15 protein-coding genes are annotated in these 21,189 nt (G+C 45.0%); 12 read left to right on the plus strand and 3 right to left on the minus strand.

Features of this window, described 5'->3' with window-relative positions:
* Positions 1-12 precede the first annotated feature (12 nt).
* The 3 genes from CUS_RS14205 to pepT all read left to right on the plus strand — a co-directional run bounded on the left by CUS_RS14205 (position 13) and on the right by pepT (position 4,727).
* On the plus strand, positions 13-2,127 hold the full coding sequence (locus CUS_RS14205; RefSeq protein WP_002852159.1) for a methyl-accepting chemotaxis protein: 2,115 nt from the start codon (positions 13-15) through the stop codon (positions 2,125-2,127).
* Positions 2,128-2,324: 197 nt separating this feature from the next.
* Positions 2,325-3,398 carry a 6-phosphofructokinase gene (locus tag CUS_RS14210; protein ID WP_002852133.1) on the plus strand — a complete coding sequence of 358 codons (1,074 nt, stop codon included), beginning with the start codon at positions 2,325-2,327 and terminating at the stop codon, positions 3,396-3,398.
* 96 nt (positions 3,399-3,494) lie between these two features.
* Positions 3,495-4,727: a peptidase T gene (gene pepT, locus CUS_RS14215; protein ID WP_002852168.1), complete on the plus strand. Its 1,233-nt coding sequence runs from the start codon at positions 3,495-3,497 to the stop codon at positions 4,725-4,727.
* A gap of 268 nt (positions 4,728-4,995) precedes the next feature.
* On the opposite strand, the gene nadE is transcribed toward pepT, so the two are convergent.
* Both nadE and CUS_RS14225 read right to left on the minus strand, forming a co-directional pair.
* On the minus strand, positions 4,996-6,153 hold the full coding sequence (nadE, locus tag CUS_RS20680; RefSeq protein WP_002852099.1) for an NAD(+) synthase: 1,158 nt from the start codon (positions 6,151-6,153) through the stop codon (positions 4,996-4,998).
* 17 nt (positions 6,154-6,170) lie between these two features.
* Positions 6,171-6,929 (minus strand): NUDIX hydrolase, encoded by a 759-nt coding sequence (locus CUS_RS14225; protein WP_002851975.1) that lies wholly within the window; start codon positions 6,927-6,929, stop codon positions 6,171-6,173.
* A gap of 282 nt (positions 6,930-7,211) precedes the next feature.
* Here CUS_RS14225 and CUS_RS14230 point away from each other — a divergent pair, with 282 nt between their 5' ends.
* Both CUS_RS14230 and CUS_RS14235 read left to right on the plus strand, forming a co-directional pair.
* On the plus strand, positions 7,212-8,705 hold the full coding sequence (locus CUS_RS14230; protein WP_002852342.1) for a DNA methylase: 1,494 nt from the start codon (positions 7,212-7,214) through the stop codon (positions 8,703-8,705).
* Between the two features lie 212 nt (positions 8,706-8,917).
* Positions 8,918-9,325 carry a hypothetical protein gene (locus CUS_RS14235; protein WP_002851964.1) on the plus strand — a complete coding sequence of 136 codons (408 nt, stop codon included), beginning with the start codon at positions 8,918-8,920 and terminating at the stop codon, positions 9,323-9,325.
* A 34-nt stretch (positions 9,326-9,359) separates the two neighbouring features.
* Here CUS_RS14235 and CUS_RS14240 read toward each other — a convergent pair whose 3' ends face one another.
* A complete protein-coding gene (locus CUS_RS14240; RefSeq protein ID WP_002852164.1) occupies positions 9,360-11,018 on the minus strand; it encodes a GGDEF domain-containing phosphodiesterase in 1,659 nt (552 codons plus the stop codon).
* A gap of 433 nt (positions 11,019-11,451) precedes the next feature.
* Here CUS_RS14240 and CUS_RS14245 point away from each other — a divergent pair, with 433 nt between their 5' ends.
* The 7 genes from CUS_RS14245 to CUS_RS14275 all read left to right on the plus strand — a co-directional run bounded on the left by CUS_RS14245 (position 11,452) and on the right by CUS_RS14275 (position 21,070).
* The gene (locus tag CUS_RS14245) at positions 11,452-12,063 is read left to right on the plus strand and encodes a phosphoribosylanthranilate isomerase (RefSeq protein ID WP_002852015.1); all 612 of its coding nucleotides are present in this window, start codon (positions 11,452-11,454) and stop codon (positions 12,061-12,063) included.
* A gap of 219 nt (positions 12,064-12,282) precedes the next feature.
* Positions 12,283-13,704, plus strand: coding sequence for a hypothetical protein (locus CUS_RS14250; RefSeq protein WP_002852082.1), 1,422 nt, complete (start codon positions 12,283-12,285; stop codon positions 13,702-13,704).
* A 57-nt stretch (positions 13,705-13,761) separates the two neighbouring features.
* Positions 13,762-14,439 (plus strand): ComF family protein, encoded by a 678-nt coding sequence (locus CUS_RS14255; RefSeq protein ID WP_002852306.1) that lies wholly within the window; start codon positions 13,762-13,764, stop codon positions 14,437-14,439.
* A gap of 605 nt (positions 14,440-15,044) precedes the next feature.
* Positions 15,045-17,171 (plus strand): carbohydrate-binding domain-containing protein, encoded by a 2,127-nt coding sequence (locus tag CUS_RS14260; RefSeq protein WP_002852292.1) that lies wholly within the window; start codon positions 15,045-15,047, stop codon positions 17,169-17,171.
* 145 nt (positions 17,172-17,316) lie between these two features.
* Positions 17,317-17,574, plus strand: coding sequence for a sporulation transcriptional regulator SpoIIID (locus CUS_RS14265; protein ID WP_037277610.1), 258 nt, complete (start codon positions 17,317-17,319; stop codon positions 17,572-17,574).
* A 654-nt stretch (positions 17,575-18,228) separates the two neighbouring features.
* Positions 18,229-19,002, plus strand: coding sequence for a putative ABC transporter permease (locus CUS_RS14270; RefSeq protein ID WP_002852241.1), 774 nt, complete (start codon positions 18,229-18,231; stop codon positions 19,000-19,002).
* 157 nt (positions 19,003-19,159) lie between these two features.
* A complete protein-coding gene (locus CUS_RS14275) occupies positions 19,160-21,070 on the plus strand; it encodes a substrate-binding and GGDEF domain-containing protein (RefSeq protein WP_002851971.1) in 1,911 nt (636 codons plus the stop codon).
* Positions 21,071-21,189 lie beyond the last annotated feature (119 nt).

The raw sequence follows: 21,189 nt of genomic DNA on the forward strand, positions 1-21,189 counted from the left end.
GGCTTTCGGACTATGAAAACCATACGTACAAAATTGATGCTGATAATGTTCGTTGCTGCACTGGTCATAATATCTGTGCTGGATTTTGTCGCTATCAAAGCGATCGACCGAACCACGAAGAACACGCTTGTCAGTTCGGCAAAACCGCTGTCTGTTCAGGGTTCAAAGAATTTCAACAACTCTGTTCAGGAGTATGTGATAGACCTGACGCAGGGCGCTAAATCCTCGTCATTCTCTACCGCTTCCACAGAACAGGGCATGCTTGGCGTGCTGAGAAGTGAGTTCCCCGAAGAAGTGCGTGAAAAGATCTCGGTTTCTGTGCTGTGGGCTGATGGTTCGATCATGTGCAGCGATGACAAGGAAAAAGCCGCAGCTGTCACCAAAGAAGATGTTGCAATGGCAGTCAAAGACCTTCAGCCTGTTATCAGTAACTTCTTTACTCTCACCGATGCTGACGGCAAGGAACAGCAAGTTTTCTATGTGCTGCAGGCTGTGCCTAAATCGGGCAACAGTGTGGTGACTGTAGCGATGATCGAGTCATCGGTGTTCGATGATGTTTTCACGAATACTGCAACGGGCGGCAACGGCTTTGCATTCATCATCGACAGCAGCGGCAAGATACTTATGCAGTCAAATAACGACAGCGGTCTTAAAAATGTGAATGTTCTTACCTCTGCCGAAAGTGACAAAGCGTTCAGATCATTTGCTGCGGCAGCAAATAATATCATCGATAAAAAAGATACTTCAGGTGAGTACACCTATGGCGGACACGATTATGTCTACGGTTCGTCAAATACGAACTATTTCAATTCCATCATGGTATATGCGCTTACTCCCGATGATTTCAGCGATGCTACCGCGACTACGCTCAGAAGCATAATTATTATCGCAGTCATACTGCTGGTGCTGACTGTCATCAGTTCCATGATATTCTCCATGAGGATATCCAAGCCCATCGTTTCGGCAACCACACGTATCCGTCAGCTGGCACAGGGCAATCTTTCTGCACCTGTTGATGTCTGGTATTCAAAGGATGAACTTGGCGTGCTCACAAGTTCGCTGGAAGAAACTATCGTCTGCTTAAGACAGTATATCAATCTGATAACCCTTGCACTCAACCAGATATCTGACGGCAACCTCTGCCACCGAATGGAAGGCACTTTCAAGGGCGATTTCCAGCAGATAAAGAATACCTTCAACGAGATACTCAATTCGCTGTCAGATACTTTCGCTTCCATAAATACCGCCGCCGAGCAGGTAAATACCGGTGCGGTGCAGGTGTCTAATTCGGCACAGTCGGTATCACAGGGTTCGACCCAACAGGCTTCCGCCATCGAAGAGCTTTCTGTTACCCTTAAAGATGTTTCAAAACAGGTAGAGCAGAACGCAAACGATGCGAAGAATGCCAACACGATAGTCGGCAGAAATGCTGATGCGATCGGTACCTGTAACGACGATATGACAAACATGCTCGATGCTATCAACGAGATAAGGATATCTTCCGACGAGATATCCAAGATAATCAAGGTCATAGATGAGATAGCGTTCCAGACCAACATACTTGCACTCAATGCCGCAGTTGAAGCTGCGCGTGAGGGTTCTAAAGGCTTTGGCGTTGTCGCTGATGAAGTAAGAAGACTTGCTTCACGTTCGGCTGAGGCGGCAAAGCAGACGGCATCGCTTATCGAAAATTCTTCTGCCGCTGTTTCAAAGGGCTCGCAGATAGCTGAAAAGACCGCTGAGTCGCTGGGCAGTATAGTCGAGGGTTCTGCTGAGATACAGTCGCTTGTCAAGAACATCTCGGAAGCATCGGAAGCACAGACAGAAGCTATCGCACAGATAAACACAGGTCTTGTACAGATATCTTCAGTCGTTTCGGCAAACACTTCTGCATCTGTCGGCACTGCATCAGCCAGTGAGGAACTTTCCAGCCAGTCGCTCATACTCAAGAACATGATAGCAAGGTTTAAGCTGAGCGATGAAGAAAAGCCCACGAGCGGCGTTATGAAGTATGACTATTCGGTACCCGATGACGAACCTGCCGGACTTGATAACAGCGTGTCGGCTCTGATGGGGGCTGATTACGATGATGAAGGATTCACAGATGACAGTGATGATAAGTATTGATAAACGTGGTTATCCCGCTGACACACCACCAAAACGGCGGTTTTACAGAACTTAAGGCGGTTGGCGTATATTTTTCCCCCGCCGCAGGCGGGGGAAAGATATGGGGAGCTCAATTATCCTTTTGTTTACAGCATTTTCAACTGGTGTGCTAAAGGGATAGTCATATTGATAAATAATTGGGAAAGGAATTGATAAAAATGAAAAGAAGAATAGGCATACTCACCAGCGGCGGTGACTGTCCCGGGCTTAATGCTACTATCAGAGGTGTGGCAAAAGCATGTTACGAAAAGTTTGGTGATGATGTTGAGATAATCGGCATACACGATGGTTACTATGGTCTGATAAACGGACTCTGCAAAGAGATGAAGCAGTCTGATTTCTCAGGTATCCTCACCACAGGCGGCACTATCTTCGGTACAAAGCGTACTCCTTTCAAGATGATGCAGGTCATCGAGGACGACAATGTTGATAAGGTAAAGGCAATGAAAGCGACCTATAAAAAGCAGAAGCTGGACTGCCTGCTGACACTGGGCGGCAACGGCACACATAAGACCGCAAATCTGCTCTCTACTGAGGGGCTGAATGTTATCGGTCTGCCTAAGACCATCGACAATGATATCTGGGGCACCAGCGTGACTTTCGGCTTCCATACCGCTGTTGACACCGCTACCGATGTCATTGACAGACTCCATTCCACCGCTAATTCTCACGGCAGGATACTTGTTGCTGAGATAATGGGCAACAAGGCAGGCTGGCTGACTCTCTATTCCGGCATCGCAGGCGGTGCTGACATGATAGTCATACCGGAGATACCATATGATATAGATAAACTTGCCGAAGCCTGCGAAAAGCGCGATTCAAAGGGTTTCTCCATAATGGCTGTGGCAGAAGGCGCATTCGATAAGGCTGAGGCTAAGATGAAGAAGAAGGAACGTGCTAAGGCTCGTGCCGAACAGGGCTTGACCACCGCAACTTCCCGAATCGCCAAGCAGATAGAGCAGATGACAGGCAGAGAAACAAGGGTCTGCATACCGGGTCACATGCTTCGCGGCGGCAGTCCGTCAGCTTATGACAGAGTGCTGGCTACCAAGTTCGGCGTACATGCGGCAGAACTGGTGGCTAAGGAGAAGTATGGCTATGCTGTTGCCATGATAAAGGAAGTTGTTTCCGAAAACAAGCTGGAAGACGTTGCAGGCAAGACAAAGTTCGTGCCTGAGGACGACCAGATGGTAAAATATGCAAAGGCGCTGGGCGTTTCATTTGGTGACTGATAAAATTTTTTCCCGACATTTCCTGTGAAGTGTCGGGATATTTCTTGCGCTGTGATGTTTTTTGTGGTATAATAAACATGGTAAGGAGGAATGAAAATGACAGAGGTCATTGAAAGATTTTTGAGATATGTTAAGACAGACACTCAGTCTGACGAAGACTCGCAGACTCACCCCAGCACCGCAAAACAGCATGTGCTGGCAAAACTGCTCTATGATGAGCTTAATGAGATGGGCGCATCTGATGTATTCTATGATGAGGAAAACTGCTATGTTTACGCAAAGATACCCGCTAATGACGGCGGTGCGCAGTCAAAAACGCTGGGCTTTATCTCACATATGGACACCTCACCCGAAACTTCGGGCGAAAATGTCAAGCCGCGAATAATAGATGATTATGACGGCGGGGATATAGTTCTCAATGAAGAAAAGGGGATAGTTCTTAAAACCGCCACATACCCCGAAATAAAGGCGTATAAGGGGCAGTCTGTCATAGTCACAGACGGCACTACTCTGCTGGGTGCTGATGATAAGGCGGGCGTTGCTGAGATAATGACGATGGCGCATCATCTGCTGACACACCCGGAGATAAAGCATGGCGAGATCGCTATAGCTTTCACGCCCGATGAAGAGATAGGCGCGGGCACAGACCGTTTTGACCTTACTCGTTTCGGGGCTGACTACGCCTATACTGTCGATGGCGGCGGCATCGGTGAACTGGAGTATGAAACATTCAACGCGGCATCAGCCGATATATCCATCTGCGGCGTGAATGTGCATACAGGTGAAGCTAAGAATAAAATGATAAACGCCGCACGCATCGCGGCTGAGTTTGACAGTATGCTTCCGCCCGAACAGAGACCCGAATTTACTGAGGGCAGGGAAGGATTCTTCCACCTGATGAACATTGAGGGCAGTACCGAGCATGCTTCGCTCAGCTACCTTATCCGCGACCATGACAGGGCAAAATTCGAGGAAAAGAAACAGACGATACAGCGCGTGACCGACCTGCTTGACCTGCGTTACGGCAGTGGGACTGTCACAGCGGTGGTCAAAGATACCTACTATAACATGCGCGAGAAGATAGAACCTGATTTCATGTTCCTTATCGACAATGCCGTTGAGTGTATGGGTGAATTGGGCATCACCCCGATAATACAGCCTATTCGCGGAGGCACCGATGGTTCGAGCCTGTCTTTCAAGGGACTGCCTTGCCCGAATATCTGCACAGGCGGTCACAACTATCATGGCAGGTATGAATACTGCTGTGTTCAGTCGATGGAAAAAATCGTTGAACTGCTTGTAAAGCTGACCTCAAAACCGATGAAATAACAATATGAAAAACAACCATTTTGTGTCATCAGCGATACATGTAAAAAATAGATATTATGACTATCCCTTTAGTACACCAACTAAAAATGCGGTAAACAAAAGGATAATTGAGCGCCCCATATCTTTCCCCCGCCGCAGGCGGGGGAAAGATATACGCCAACCACCTTAAGTTCTGTAAAACCGCTGTTTTTGTGGTGTGTCAGCGGGATAACCACAATAGATATAACAATAACGCCTCTGCTTTTCATTCAGCAGAGGCGTTTGCATTTTAGCCTTTGTATTCAAATTTCGGCATGGGCAGCAGCTTGTGCAGATTTCTTGCGTGCATGCCGTCGATGCGTGTTTTCAGTTCGGGCTTGTCAGTAAGGTCTGTTTCCTGACGGATATAGCTGTCAAGTTCAGCATAAGTGAAACCGAGATTGTCCTCGTCTGTCTTGCCGCACAGACCGTCGATAGGTGTCTTGTGTGTCAGTTCGTAAGGTATGCCCAGCTCGTCGCCTACCGCGATGACTTCGCGTACTACCAGTTCGGAAAGAGGGCTGAAATCGCCTGCGCTGTCACCGAACTTAGTTGAATAGCCCACCCAGTCCTCAGACATGTTGCAGGTGTTTACAACTCTTCCGCCGACACAAGCTGCAACGGCGTAAAGGGTGGTCATTCTGATGCGTGGCGGGGTGTTGACTCTTGCCTGTTCAGCCACATCGAGTTTGCTGCCGAGTTCGCCAAGCAGTGCCGAAACGGTGCTGCCGACATTTATCTCATAGCTTTTTATACCAAGATGGTTCACCAGCTGCTTGCTGCAATCAATGTCGAACTGTTCGCCCTGCGGCATCAGCACACCGATAACCCTGTCCTTGCCCAGTGCTTCAACGCAAAGCGCTGCCGCTACCGAACTGTCCTTGCCGCCCGAAATTCCTATTACCGCTTTTGTTTCGGGGGTGGCGTTTTCCTCAAAATAGTCTTTGATCCACTGAACTATCTCATCTTTTACCTTTTTTGCATCAAATTTGCTCATTTTTAACTCCTCTCTGACCCTCATAAGGATCTTTCCTAAATTGTTGGCACCTTCGCCGTTCACCTTGCCCCATATCTTATCGCCGTGATCGTTGCCTTCAACAAGTTCTTCATCGCCTGTCGCCAGCAGCTTTTCAGCAATGTCACTGTTCTGTGTGAACTTTGCCTTGCATATCTTATACATAACATTTATTTTTATATCTTCCCAGTCCCCGCGCAGGCTTACATTTCTGCCTGCTTTTTTGGCTTCGGCAGGGTCGAGATCGGCAAAATCCCTGCGCTTTGCCATGTCTGTGGTCTTGATCGACTGAAAAGCCGCTTCGTTATTGAGGTATGTTATCCCCTCGTAAGTGACTTTAGCTTCATAAAAATTGCTCAGGAAACAGTAGTCGCCTTTGAAACTGTCTATCATCCGATACACCTCCGTGTTCAAGCCTTAGTGTACAGCCTTGATGTCCTGTGTGCTGCGGCTTCTTCAAAAAGTTCGGTCTCTTTCAGCTTGCCTATCATTTTTTTGCGGAAACCCTGCGGTGACAGATGTATGCCTGTTATTGCTTCATAAGGCTGTTGAAGATCGGATATTGAGAAACATTCAGGCATAAGGTCGAATATCATATCATGATTTATTACCTCATCGCGCAGTTTAAGAAATGCCGCCAGTATCATCTCACTGTGGTCAAAAGCCAGCTTGTTTACCTGCGTTTCACCACTGCGGTACTCAAATACCGTTTCATCACCTCTTCGGACTGCGATAGCAGTATCATCGCCATCACTGCTGCTTTCAAGGTCGAACCAGTGTGCCGAAACAGCATCAGAGCCTTTTTCGGTCGCGAGTTCGACAGTGTTTGTCAGCGCTATAAAACAGCAGGAGATTATCCAGCCGCGCGGGTCGCGGTCGGGCTTGCTGTAGACCCCAAGTTCTATCAGCTTTGGTTCGATAACGCCTGCTTCTTCTTTAAGTTCGCGCACAGCCGTTTCTTCGATCGTTTCGCCTTTTCTGAGAAAACCGCCCGGCAGACTGAAACAGCCCTTGAACGGTTCTTCACCGCGCTCTACCAGCAGAAGTTTCATTTTTTTTCGGTCAAGGCTCTTGCGGTTATCAGCTTTCACGCTGTCCACCCCAAAGACTACAGCATCAGCCGCTACCGATGGGCGGTCATAATCTTCTATCGAATACAGAACGTTCACCTTCTTTTCATTGTAGCAAAGAGTTAATAACTATTAGTTTATTACAATATACCACACAATGCTCGGCATGTCAATATAAATAAATTCCGAAATGTAAATATATAAACGAAATTGATCTTATCCTCTGATAATAGGTGTATTTTCGTACTGCGCGGGACATTTTATAATAGAAAGCGATAGCTTTGTAAAAATCGAACAAACTTTCGATTTCTCATTGACAATCGAACAAATGTGTGCTAAAATAAAAATAAGAACAAATGTACGAACTGGAGGCCGCGGCTGATGGATAAGATATATATCGCGATAGATCTGAAATCATTCTATGCGTCGGTCGAATGTACCGAACGCGGGCTTGACCCGCTGGATACAAACCTTGTCGTTGCCGATAAGAGCCGTACCGAAAAGACCATATGCCTTGCAGTAACGCCTGCATTGAAGTCATACGGCATTTCGGGCAGGGCGCGGCTTTTCGAGGTGGTCAGCGGTGTCAGGTCAATAAATATACAGCGCAGAAACCGCCTGAAAAACAGGCGGTTTTCAGGCAGTTCATGCTCTGCAAGTGCGCTGAGAGCCGATCCGACCCTTGAACTTGATTATATCGTCGCCCCTCCGCAAATGGCGAAATATATGGAAGTCAGTTCGCAGATATACGGCATTTATCTTAAATATGTCGCGCCTGAGGATATCTTTGCCTATTCCATAGATGAAGTATTCATTGATGCCACAGGTTATCTGAAGACATATAACTGTTCTCCCCATAACTTTGCCGCCATGCTGATACGTGATGTGCTGAGCGTTACGGGCATAACTGCCACTGCGGGGATAGGTACGAATATGTATCTTTGCAAGATAGCTATGGATATAGTTGCAAAGCACATGCCCGCCGATGAATACGGCGTGCGTGTGGCATATCTTGATGAACAGCTTTACCGTGAACAGCTTTGGGATCATACGCCCATAACCGATTTCTGGCGCGTTGGTAAAGGCATCGCACGCAGGCTTGAAAAACTCGGCATATATACGATGGGGGATATCGCAAAAAATTCGGTCAGCCGCAGTTCGATAGGTCGGCTGTATAAGACTTTCGGGAAAAATGCCGAACTTCTCATCGACCACGCATGGGGGATAGAACCTGCCACCATAGCAGATGTAAAGGCGTATCGCCCTGAAAATAACAGCCATTCTTCGGGGCAGGTATTGCAGAAGCCCACAGGTCACAAAGATACAAGGCTCATAATCTGGGAGATGGCAGATGCCCTCTCACTGGAACTGGCAGAAAAAGGTGTCGTTACTGACAAACTGGTGCTGACCATCGGTTACGACAGGGCAAGCCTTGCTGATGGAAATTACAAAGGCAATGTGGTGTTCGACCACTATGGCAGGGCAGTGCCCGAACATTCTCACGGTACGATAAATCTCAAACATCACACTTCATCTTCTAAAGAGATAACCGAAGCAGTGATGGAATTGTTCGACCGCATATCTCAGCCGTCACTGCTTTCACGCAGGCTCAATATCGCCGCCTGTGATCTCGTCAGCGAAAAGGATATACCATATGCCGAACAGTTTGAGCAGCTTGACTTTTTCACCATAGCTTCTACTCAGCAGGAGAGTGAGGAGAAAGAAAAAGCCCGTCATAAAGAGAAAGCCATACAGACTGCTGTTCTTGAGATCAAGCATCGCTATGGCAAGAATGCTGTGCTGCGCGGCTCAAATTATCTTGAAGGCGGCACAGCACGCGAACGCAATCAGACCATCGGCGGGCATCGTGCGTGACAATTATATTAAACATTATGACTATCCCTTTAGCACACCAACTAAAAATGCGGTAAACAAAAGTATAATTGAGCGCCATACGCCAAGAACCTTAAGTTCTGTATAGCCGCTGTTTTTGTGGTGTGTCAGAGGGATAACCACATTAAACATTGAAAATTTCAGGACATTTTGTAGAAATATATGTTGTTTACTATAAGAAAGGGAATATGTCAATGAATGAAAGATACTATAATATAAGGTTTATGTCCCGTCCGCAGTATGCCGACCTGCCACCCATGTCTATCCATGACCGCGCGGCACAGTTCGCACCGTTTGCGGCGCTTACGGGTTATGATGATGCAGTAAACGAAACAGCACGCCTGACAGACAGCCGCCGAGAACTGACAGAAGACGAGATAGACAGTCTGAATGGCGCGCTGAACAGGCTTAAGGACATCCTTCCATACTGCCCCGATGTAACAGTGACATACTTTCTGCCGGATGAAAGAAAAAAAGGCGGCAGATATGTTACCAAAAGGGGAGAGGTGCGCATCATTGACAGCTATGAAGGCACGATCGTCTTTACCGATGGTGTCCGTATACCAATAAAAGCACTCTCTGAACTAAACTTTGATAAATAGAAAAAACAGAGCGTTCACGAGCGCTCTGTTTTGTTTATTGATATGTCTTAACAGCCAGTCTTTTGCAGAAATCATCAGACATAAGCGGTTTATCATAGAAATATCCCTGTATCCTGTGGCAGTTCATGCTTGTGAGGTTGTCGCGCTGATCGTCGGTTTCAACGCCCTCAGCGACTATCTCGACTCCCAGATCTTCAGCCATATTGATTATGTGTCTGAGTATGACATTCTCACGCTTAAGATGGTCGTTGGTAACCTCTGCAATAAATGCCTTGTCTATCTTCAATACATCTACAGATATTGTCTGAAGCATCAGCAGTGAGGAATAGCCTATCCCAAAATCATCTATCGCAACGGTGAAGCCGTTTTTGTGCAGTCCGTCAACATATGACAACAGCTGATTTATCTCATTGACATCGACCGTTTCGGTCATCTCTATCTCGATAAGCGAATGTTCGATATGATACCTGTCAACTATCTCGGTTATGCGCTTCACAAGGTCTTCATCTCCAAGATGGTCATTAGAGAAATTGACAGATACCTTTACCGGTTTCAAGCCGCTGTCGAGCCATCTGCGCATATCTATGCAGGTGTGTTCAAGCACATAGAAATCAAGGTCGGATATAAGATGTTCTTTCTCGAATATCTCAACAAATTCACCGGGATAAATGACCCTGCCATCATTATTCCAGCGTACCAGTGCCTCTGCACCGTAAAGCGTATTGTTCTTTGTGAATACCTTTGGCTGGTACACCACAAAAAATTCCTGCTTGTCAATGCCTGTCCTGAACTTCTGGCAGAACTCCCTGTACTCTATTACCTTGTGCTCAACATCTTTATTGTAATAGACAATATTTTCTCTGGCATAGTTTTTTGCGTAATTTATGCTGTTGGAAAGATAACTCATTATCTTGTCAAAAGGCTTATCAGGTTTGGTGACCATATAAATGCCGGTCCTTGCAGAAAGACTGAATTTTATGGTCGAGGAATTTACTCTTATCCTCAGCGATATGCCTTCAACTATCTTTTTTATCTTTTCAATGTTCTCTTTTTTGAAAGCGATAACAAAATTATCACCGCCCGGTCTTGCGACCATTTCGTCTTTTGCAAGCTGTTCCTTGAGTTTTGAAGCATACATCTTCATCACTTTTGTGCCCGCTTTGAAGCCGACCTTTTTATTTACATAATTAAAGCCCACGATATTCAGGAACGCAAAACCATACTCTGTGGATTTACCGCGCCTTATCAGCTGTTCGGCAAATCTGCTCAGACCGTTTATGTTGCTAACGCCTGTTATCGTATCCATATAGAAATAGCTGTTTGCCATAGCACCCAGTCTTAGCTTTTCGGAAAGCGCACAGGCAGTTTTGCATATATAATTTATATCATCGATATCTTCTTCCGACCAGGTATGTCCCTCACCGCATACCCATGTTATGACAGTCTTTCCGCCTGCATTTGGATCGCCCTCGCAGGTTATGACCTGATTGCCGTTTATCACAACATTCTCATCGCCATATATATAATGAAGCTGACATTCGCTGAATTTTAACGGCACTTTTATGGTAATGACAGAAGCACCATATGCTTCTGCCAAAGGTCTGACAGCTTTTCGCATAACTTCGGGATCAAATTTACCCGCATTTGCAATTTTCTCGTATGCCTGTTTAATTAGTTTGAAATTTTCGTTCAATCGATCACCCCAATATCGACCTATACTATATATTGTCTTACGGATAAAGTATATCTATCTTATATTTTTATACTACCTATTCAATTATACAACATCTGAAAAAAAAATCAAGTGTTAAGTTAAAAGTTCTAAGATTATTACAACGGTTAGTCAAAATTAAGCGAGCTATTGTACTTCTTTAACAAATGAAAAATCCTTTAAAATAGGCGTAAAAATTGAATGAAGCCCATGTGATGAAGCAGATGGATATATCCTTTGGAAGTTAATATAATATTTACGAAAACGTTCGGGGTCAAAAAATACAGGATAATTAAGTTCACAAAATATTAATTAATTTTGTTCGCTAAAAAACTTTTATACTCTTGAAATTAATAATTAAATGTGCTATAATAATTAACGAATCGTGAACCTGAAAGGGAAAGGTGAAGGTAAAATGTCTGTAAAGGTAAAGATCTGCGGTCTGACTTCTGTTGAAGATGCAAAAAATGTTTCGGAAGCGGGAGCAGAATTTGCAGGTATGGTAGTTTTTTTTCCTAAGAGCAAGAGGAATATTTCCTTGGAAAAGGCTGCTGAGATAATGGCTGCACTTTCCGATAATGTCAAGACCTGCGCGGTGACAGTTTCACCAAGTAAAGAGCAGGTGCGGCAGATAAATGATGCGGGTTTTGACTATATCCAGATACACGGCAGAATTGATGATGATGCCTACAGTGCCGCAGAATTGCCGATAATAAAGGCTTTTAATGTCACGGATATAGCTGAACTTGACAGATATAAGTCTTCTGAAAAGGTGTGCGGCTATGTTTTTGATGCTGCTGAGTATGGCAGCGGTAAGTCATTTGACTGGAGTCTGCTTGACAGCATCAAACGTGACGGCAGAATGTTTATTCTGGCGGGCGGACTATCACCCGAAAATGTTTCGGAAGCTGTCAGACGTGTACATCCTGACTGTGTCGATGTGTCATCGGGAGTCGAAAATGACAGTGGTTCTGGAAAGAACAGGCAAAAAATTTTTAGCTTTGTAGAAAATGCACGAAGTGTGTGATTTTGTTTTGTGATATGTTAATATTATGTTTCTGACAAATATAAATATATTGCAATCATCAAAATCTTAAATAAAACTTGGAATTTATCACAAATCATATTGACATTTTGAATTAAATATTGTATAATATATAAGAGCGATGAAAACGGTACCATCTTTAGTGTACTATTGCATTGTAGATGGGGAAAGACCGTAATTTGCATGGAAGGATTGATTGTTTTGGCTAAGAAGCAGGAAAGCACTAACGAAAAGATCGTCCGCTTGTATAAAGAGGGCTATTCTTTTGACGAGATCTCCAGAACTATGGAGATACCAAAGGGTAATGTAATAGGCATAGTTGAGAAGTATTTCCCTGATTATCAGACTTATGTTCAGCCGCAGATAGATCATTCTGCGATCGAAGCAAAGACTGATAAGGGCAGCAAGAGCAAGTTTCACGGCGTATCGTTCCTGAAAAGGGGCGGTAAGGATAAGGAAGAGCATGCTGATATCACTGTCAATCTCGAAATGGGCGAAGACGGTTTCCTTGACAGGACTTCGATAGGCATCGCCAAGATGCTGAAAAACGGCAGAAGTGACGGCGATACTGCTGAGTTTTTCAATAAGACAAAAGCCGATATACAGGCAGTTCGTGAGGTAATGGATGAGCATTTCAGAAGAGTTGAGGCTAACAAGAAGCCTGAGCCTGCAAAGGCTTCCTCCTCTGATGACAATAAGTTCAGCAACTTTGCAACGGGTCTTGAAGATGAGGCGCCCAAGCCGTCAAGACCAAAGTATACGCCGCCTACATATTCCAAGCGTGATGACCCTAAGCCTGTTTCGGCATCATATGGTCTGGCTGATAATAAGCCCGCTTTTGAAGCTCCTGTTGAAGAAGAAAAGCCTGTCGAGCCAGAGGTGACCGAAGCGGCGCCTGAGAACACCGAGGTCATCGATGAGGCAGAACTGCTGAGAAAGGCAGTTGAAGAAGCTAATCTTCCGCCTATAATCGAAAGGGCAGAAGAAGAGCATAAGGTCAGCCTGTTATCAGATGATAATGAAAGCGGCGCTTCTGTACCCGCATCAGAGCATAAGGTCAGCCTGCTGGATGATGATGTTCCTGCGCCTGCCGCAGAAGAAGCTGTTACCGAACTGACCGACATGTCAGATGAAGATTCCGATACCTCTGATGTATCGGAAACCGATGAGATGCCTGAGATAGACGAGATACCTGAGATACCGTCCATCGAGCCTGTTAGCGGCGAGGCTCTTGAGAAAGAGCTTGTAAAGGCACCGGAACCAGTTGAAGATATCCCTGAGATCGGATATGAAAATACAATCGAGGAAAATAATTCCGAGAATAAGAAGGAGGTTTATCCGGGCATGAGCGCTTTGGAGAAAATGAAGCAGTTTGCACAGGAGCAAATTGCACTTAATAACAAGAAGATCGAGGAGCTGAAGTCTAAGAAGACTGACGCTGAGAACGATGCGTTTGACTGCAATACAAAGGTCGAGGCTATGAAGAAAGAGATCGAAGATATGCAGGCTAAATTGCTGATCCTGATCGATGAGAAGGACAAGGCAGGCAAGGTCGTAAGCGATATCAATGATGAGATCGATGCGATCAACAAGGAGAATGCTGATTACGGCACATACCTGTAAATTATTGTCTTTAAACTCCGTCCTTTGTGGGCGGAGTTTTTTGTGTGAGGTGGTAGTATGCTTTTTACCGATCCGTTATACAAGTATATCATTGACCTTGTTATGCCCAACAGCTGCCCGTTTTGCGGCAAGCTGTTGATCTGGGACAGACTGCTGTGTGATGATTGTGAAGCGGATATGCCCGAAAAATTCCGAGAAGAACTGAAAATCGGTAATGTTGACGGGGCAGTAGGGGCATTTTATTACGAGGATAAAATAATCGGGCAGATATATAGTCTTAAGCGCGGCGGAAATGTAAATAATTTTGCTGAACTAAGTTCCCGTATAATAGCCGAACGACTGACCGAACAGGGCATTTCCGACAAGATAGATATTGTCACAGCAGTGCCGATGTATCTGGGCAAAAAGCTGACACGCGGAAGAAATCAGGCTGAACTGCTGGCAAGTTTTGTCGCTGATGCCATCAGTAAACGAACAGACTTCTCGCTGCTTGCACGAAGAAAGGATACTACCGAACAGCATAAACTTGAAAAAGCAGAGCGTCTAAAGCACGCCGAAGAGGTTTACGCCATGAACCGAAAGCACACTGATATAAGCGGGAAGACCGTCTTAATATGTGATGATGTCATTACTACAGGTGCGACTATAGGCGTATGTGCTAAGGTACTTAAAACCGCAGGCGCCGCAGAAGTCTATGCTTGCAGCGCTGCTGTTTCCGTTATAGATAAAATGTGAGCGCGTATTATAGCGATCCGCCTTAAAATTCAGACAAAATCCAGTCACAAAGCCCATAGATCCCAGCTTTTGCGACTGGATTTTGTGAATTTAAAAAGTTGGATTGCTATAGTATTGACTTTACACTTTTGAAATTATTTTGAAATATAAATCGTTCATAATTGTGTATGTAATTATTCTTTATTTAAATCGAAAACTATCACGTGATAATATTGACCCTCAGAAAAAAGCGTGATATAATTTAAAGGTGATCAGATCTACTGTGTATATATCATCACACAGTGTCGTCATATTCAGATCCCTCGTGCATGAGCGCAATTTCGGATAAGCGCTTATGTTCGGGGGATTTTTTTTAATATGACTATCCCTTTATCACACCAACTGAAAATGCGGTAAACAAAAAGATATACGCCAAGCACTTCAAGTTCTGTATAGCCGCTGTTTTTGTGGTGTGTCAGCGGAATAATCACATTTTAAAATAAAAGAATAGAATATTTAAGGTATTTTTTAACTATAATTTAAAGTATACTTAAGCCCGACTGATTATAATATGAACTATAGCAAGCAATGGGGCATGACCCCGAATCGTTAAGGAGGGCTTAGATATGAAAGCTATGATAATGAAAAAGACAATAAGTGCGGCTGCGGCAGCAATGATGATGCTGACTTCGACTGTCGGACTGAATGCGTTTGCATTCGAGGATAAGGGCGAGTATGATAACGTGTTCACCTTTACTTCAAATTCAGTTTCGGCATCTGACAGCGATGGTTCGGGGTTCAAAATAAATGAAACCGCATTGACCATCAATGAGTCTGGCGTATATGTTGTAACAGGTAAGTGTTCAGAGGGCAGCATCCAGATAAAGAAAGGTACTACAGATGTTGTGCTGATACTTGATAATATCGACCTCACAGCAAGCGATACAGCACCGCTGACAGTCGGTAAAGAAGCACAGGTGGAAATATTCGTAAAAGGCACTAACACCCTTAAAGACGCAGAAAACCTTGCTGATGAAACATCAGCTGATGCAGAGGTAGCAGATGCTTTTGAGGGCGCTGCGATAAAGGTAAAGAGCTCTGCAACTGCGACAATAACAGGTACAGGCACTCTGACGGTTGACGGCACCGCCTGCAAGAACGGTATCAAGGGCGGCACATCTGCTTCTGTTATCGTGGGCGGAAGTTCTGCTGATACCCTGACACTTAATGTCAACGCAGCAAATAACGGTCTTGCTTCCGATGGTAGTGTTATAGTCAACAGCGGTAATGTGAATATCAAAGCCACAGCTGATGCGCTGAAAGCATCTCCCGATGAAGATGACACCGAGTCGGCAGGTACGGTCACCATCAACGGCGGTAAATTGACCATCAACGGCGGTGAAGACGGCATACAGGCTGACGGCGGCTTTACAATGAACGGCGGCACTGCTGATATAACTGCTGCAGGCGGTCACACCAAAACTGTCGCAGACGGCGGCAAGGGCATCAAATCTGACAGCTATATCACTGTTGCAGGCGGTACTATCAATATCGACTCAGCCGATGACGGAATACACCTGAACGGCACCGCAGGTACAGAAACCATCAGCATAACAGGCGGTGTGATAACCGTTTCGGCTTCTGATGACGGCATCAAGTCTGACTATTATCTGAATATCGGTTCCAAAGACGGCACAGCTTCACCTGAGATAAAGATACTTCAGGCAAGCGAGGGTCTTGAAGGTGCTATCGTTAACCTCTGGTCTGGAAAAGGCAGTGTAGTATCATCCGATGACGGCATAAATGCTGCAAACAGTGACCTGAAAAACTTTACATACCAGCTGAATATCGCAGGCGGAACATGGTATATAAATGCCAACGGCGATGGCGTTGACTCCAACGGCAACATGACAGTTTCGGGCGGTTATACCGAAGTATTCGGTTCGCCAAATAATGGCAATGGCGCTCTTGATATAGGCGATAACGGCAACACTCTCACCGTAACAGGCGGTACTATTGCAGGTATCGGTATGAACGGCATGGCAGTTGTTCCAACTTCAGGCAGCTATCTTGCATTTGGCGGAAGCGGAAGTACAGGCGGCTTTGGCGGAGGCGGAAGTACAGGCGGCTTTGGCGGAGGCCGCCCAGGAAGAGACGGTCAGTCAGGCACAGGTCAGCAGAGCGGTACTTCGACCGTGAACATAACAAATGGCTCTACCATTGAGATAAAGGATAGTCAGGGCAATTCACTTTACAGCGGTGTTGGCGTCAAGTCAGCTAACCATGTGGTATTCACTTCGGAAGCACTGAATGCTAATGAAACTTACACCCTCTACATCAATGGTTCAGCGAGTGGTACCGCAACAGTATCTCAGGGCAGCGGTCAGGCTTCGGGCGGTTTCGGACCCGGACAGGGCGGTTTCGGACCCGGACAGGGCGGTTTCGGACCCGGACAGGGCGGCTGGCAGCCCGGCACAGGCACCGATCCCGTTACACCTCCCGATGGCGGCAATGTCCCCACACCTCCCGATGACGGACAGGATCATTATCTGTTTGGCGATGTAAACCTTGATGGTGCCATAAATGCTTCTGATGTAGTTCTTTTGGCTTCTCACATCAAGAGTGTCAGAACACTCAGCGGTTCAGGCTATATGTCGGCAGATGTAAACCACGATAACACAGTAGATGTTACCGACCTCAGCCTTGTTGCCGCGCATGTAAAGGGCGTAAATAGCCTTACCGAACAGAACTAAACTTCCATGCTGATAAAGGTCGCATATCAGACCTCGCCCCCGACAGAGATAAGCTGTCGGGGGCGATCTTTTTGCTACAAGTGAAAAATGCTTTGTTCTACACATAGACCCTTTGGCATACAATTAAGCAAAAGGGGTGTATACCATGTTTAGAACCGATAAGGAAAGGGCTGTGATCTTCGGTGAATATATGATAGACCGCAGAGCCACAGTCAGGGCAACGGCTGCTGCTTTTGGGGTGTCGAAATCCACTGTACATAAAGACTTGACAGAACAGCTGCCAAAACTTTCGCCCAAACTTTACCGTGAGGTAAGGGGCTTACTGGAGGAAAACAAGGAACAGCGCCATATCAGAGGCGGTCTGGCGACCAAGCACAAGTACGAGATGGCATCAAATAAATAGGATAAATGCCGGGTCATCAAACTCGGCTTTAATTATTTTAAGTGTTTTATGCCAATAGTACTCACTTTACCGCTTTTCGGCGTAATTCGGCATCGGTGATCGTCGTTTTTGTTGTGTGTCAGATGGATATCAATTCAAAAATACGCCCTCTTTCTATGTGAATATGCAATAAAAATGCGAGTGACGGCTTGTGCAAACAAATGTATTTTATTTTAATTCCTACATATTTCATTAAAAGTTGTACAAAAACGTACAACTTTTGAACGATTTTCGCTGTTAGTAGGGGAGTATGCACGCTGTTCTCTGCCTTTATCGGAACTACGGTACGACTATCGTCAGGAGCACTCCTGTACTCCCCGCAGCAGCTTGAAAACGCACCAGACATGTCGTGCTAAGAACACTCGTATCCCACCGCATCTGCCCCCTTGACGGGCATGACGCCGTAAAGCGGTGTAATGACGAAGTTTAAAAGCGCAAGACCCTTTAGACGGGCACTTCCCGAGTGTTCCGAGTTTCGTATTGAAAGGTGCTTCATATTTTTTCTGAATGCACATTTATGGATCATTGCCAAGAAATTGTTTTATATGATTGACAAAAAAACGGAAAAGGTATATAATATAAATGAACATTAGTCATTTTTTTGAGGTGATGCTTATGGCTTTAGTTTACAATATCATGATACTTGCGCTGTTGTTTGCTTCGGGCAGTGTGATAGGCTGGACGATCGAGGTTTTCTACCGCCGTTTCAAGCCGACTAACAAGGAGCGAGTCTGGATAAATCCGGGATTTCTCAATGGACCTTGCCTGCCGCTTTACGGCTTTGGTCTTACAGCTTTGTATCTTCTGGCGCTGCTTGAGAAGTTCATACATATCGATAATGATTTACTGCGCAAGGGTGTTCTGTTTGTTATTATGGCAGTTACGATGACTGTCATTGAACTTATTGCAGGCGAACTTTTCATAATCAGGCGGCATCTGAAACTTTGGGATTATTCTGAACTAAGATTTAACTATAAAGGCTTGATATGTCCGCGTTTTTCTTTTTACTGGGCGATGTTGGGGGCGGCTTACTATTTTTTCATACACCCGCATATCTTGTCAGGGTTGGAATGGTTCTCCCACAATCTGCTGTTCTCATTTGTAATAGGCTTTTTCTACGGCATACTCACCATCGACCTTGTGAACTCTTTCAGTCTTACAGCTAAGATCAAGGCGTTTGCTGTTGAAAATGAGATGGTCATTCGCTATGACGAACTTAAAAAGCATATACGCGCTGAAGCTGAACGCAGGCGTGAAAAATATCGTTTTATCAATTCCATGCACTCTGAGCGTGGACTGCTCGAAGAACTGAGAGCTTATCTTGAAAAGCAGTTGGAACGCGCAAAACGCGGTGATATAAGTGATCTGACCTTAATGAGAAAAAAATAGAAACGATCATAATATTTTAGAACAATATTGCAGTATTTCACTAAAATTAGTGCGATACTGCAATAATTTTAGCTAATACTATTGATTTTTTATTAGAAATAAGGTATAATAGTTTAATGTAAGCATAGACTGACAGGAGTCTTAGGGAGGAACGGTTATGAACAGATCCAAAGAGATCGCACTGATAATGGCAGGCTTAGATGAAGAATATCAGCGCGGCGTCCTTGATGGTATAATAAGCTATGCAAAGCAGAATGATGTTAATATTTCTTGTTTTACTGCATTCTGCGGCGTTGTTTCAGGGCGTGGGTTTGATGTGGGCGAGATAAATATCTATAATCTGATAAATTATAAAATGTTTGACGGTGTCATTCTTATGATAAACACCATTCAGGATATTGAAACCAAGCAGAAACTTTTGGAATCGGCAAAGGCTTCACTGCTTCCTGTAGCGGTTTTTGACTGTGATGACTATCCGCAGTTTATCAATGTCACTATCGACAATAAGGGCGCAATGTGTGATATAGTACGGCATGTTATTGAAGTACACGGCGCAAAAGATATTTCGTTTATCTCAGGTCCTAAGAGCAATCCCGAAGCAATGCAGAGGTATTCTGCTTATTGCGAGGTCCTTGCTGAGTTTGGTCTGCCGATAGATGAGGATAAAGTCTTTTTTGGTGACTTCCGTCCCAGTGACGGCAGGCGTGCTGTCAGAAAAATGATCGCAGAGCAGGAGAAGATACCCGATGCTGTGATCTGTGCCAATGATGCTATGGCGCTGGCGGCGATAAAAGAGTTAAACAAAAACGGCATAAGGGTACCCGAAGATGTCATAGTCACAGGCTTCGACAATATATATAATGCGAGCCATCATTATCCTGCATTGACCACAGTTGACAGACCTTTAGCGGAAGCCGGTTCGGCGGCATGTGAGATGGTCTGCAATGCCATTGACTGCAAAGCGTGGGAACAGACACGTAAACTCGGTTCAAAGGCGCTGTTTTCTGAAAGCTGCGGCTGCGGAAATGACCATAGTGATATCAATGCGATAAGGACATACCGCAAGCATACTTATGCTATAATCGACAACAACAGGCGTGATGTAAGGCTTTTGAACAGCCTTATCTCAGAAATGTCAGAGGCAGAAACACCCGATGACTGTATGAAGCGCATAGCTGACAATGCTGCATCACTTGAATGTGAAAGGTTATGTATCTGCTTGTGTGATGACTGGATAAGTTCTTATTCGGTTAAGATAGAAAATTCGCTGATACATGGCTATACCCCGAAGATGTCAGCGCCGCTGATCTGGAATAAAGGCGAGGTATCTGAGGTCAAATGTTTCCGCAGTTCAAATATGGATCCGCGGCCTTATACCACAGGCGGTAATATCAGCTATTATCTTCCGCTTCATTTCAGGGAAAGGTGTCTGGGATATGCTATAATATCAAACGGTGATTTTCCCAGCCACAGTTCGGTATGTCATTCACTGATAATGTGTATCAGTGAGAGTCTTGAAAATATCCGCAGGCTTACAAACCTAAACTGTGTCATTGAGGAACTGGACAAGCTGTATGTCATCGACCCGCTCTGCAATATATACAACAGAAATGGTTTTATACGCGCCGCTGACACTAAGTTCAACGAATGCCGCATGCTTGGGCAAAAGATACTTATCTCCTTTGTGGATATGGACGGACTGAAATACATAAACGACAACTACGGTCACAGCGAGGGCGATATTGCTTTGAAGACACTTGCTTCGATAATTAAGGAAAGCTGTGACGAGAGCATGGTATGTGCGCGTTTTGGCGGTGATGAGTTCATCATACTTGGTGTCAATGCCGAAGAAGAAGATATCTCTAAGGTCGAAGATGCAATTATGAAACGCATCGAGCATAAAAACAAGCTGATGTCGAAGCCGTACAAAGTTGAGGGCAGTATCGGCTCTGTTGTTACCCGCATATCCGATGATATGACGCTGTTCAAGCTGATAACCAAAGCTGATGAGATAATGTATGAACAGAAAAAGCGCAAGAGAAACTCGCGCTATCTAAGAAGATATTGATAAAAGAACGCCCCGCTCTTAAGAAAGATACTCATATAGAAGTTTTAAGCCATAGTATTTCTGATTTACAGTCAGAAGTACTATGGCGTTTTTATTGACAATGCAGCAATGCTATGCTA

Source organism: Hominimerdicola alba 8 (assembly GCF_000178155.2).
GTDB lineage: Bacteria > Bacillota > Clostridia > Oscillospirales > Ruminococcaceae > Hominimerdicola > Hominimerdicola alba_C.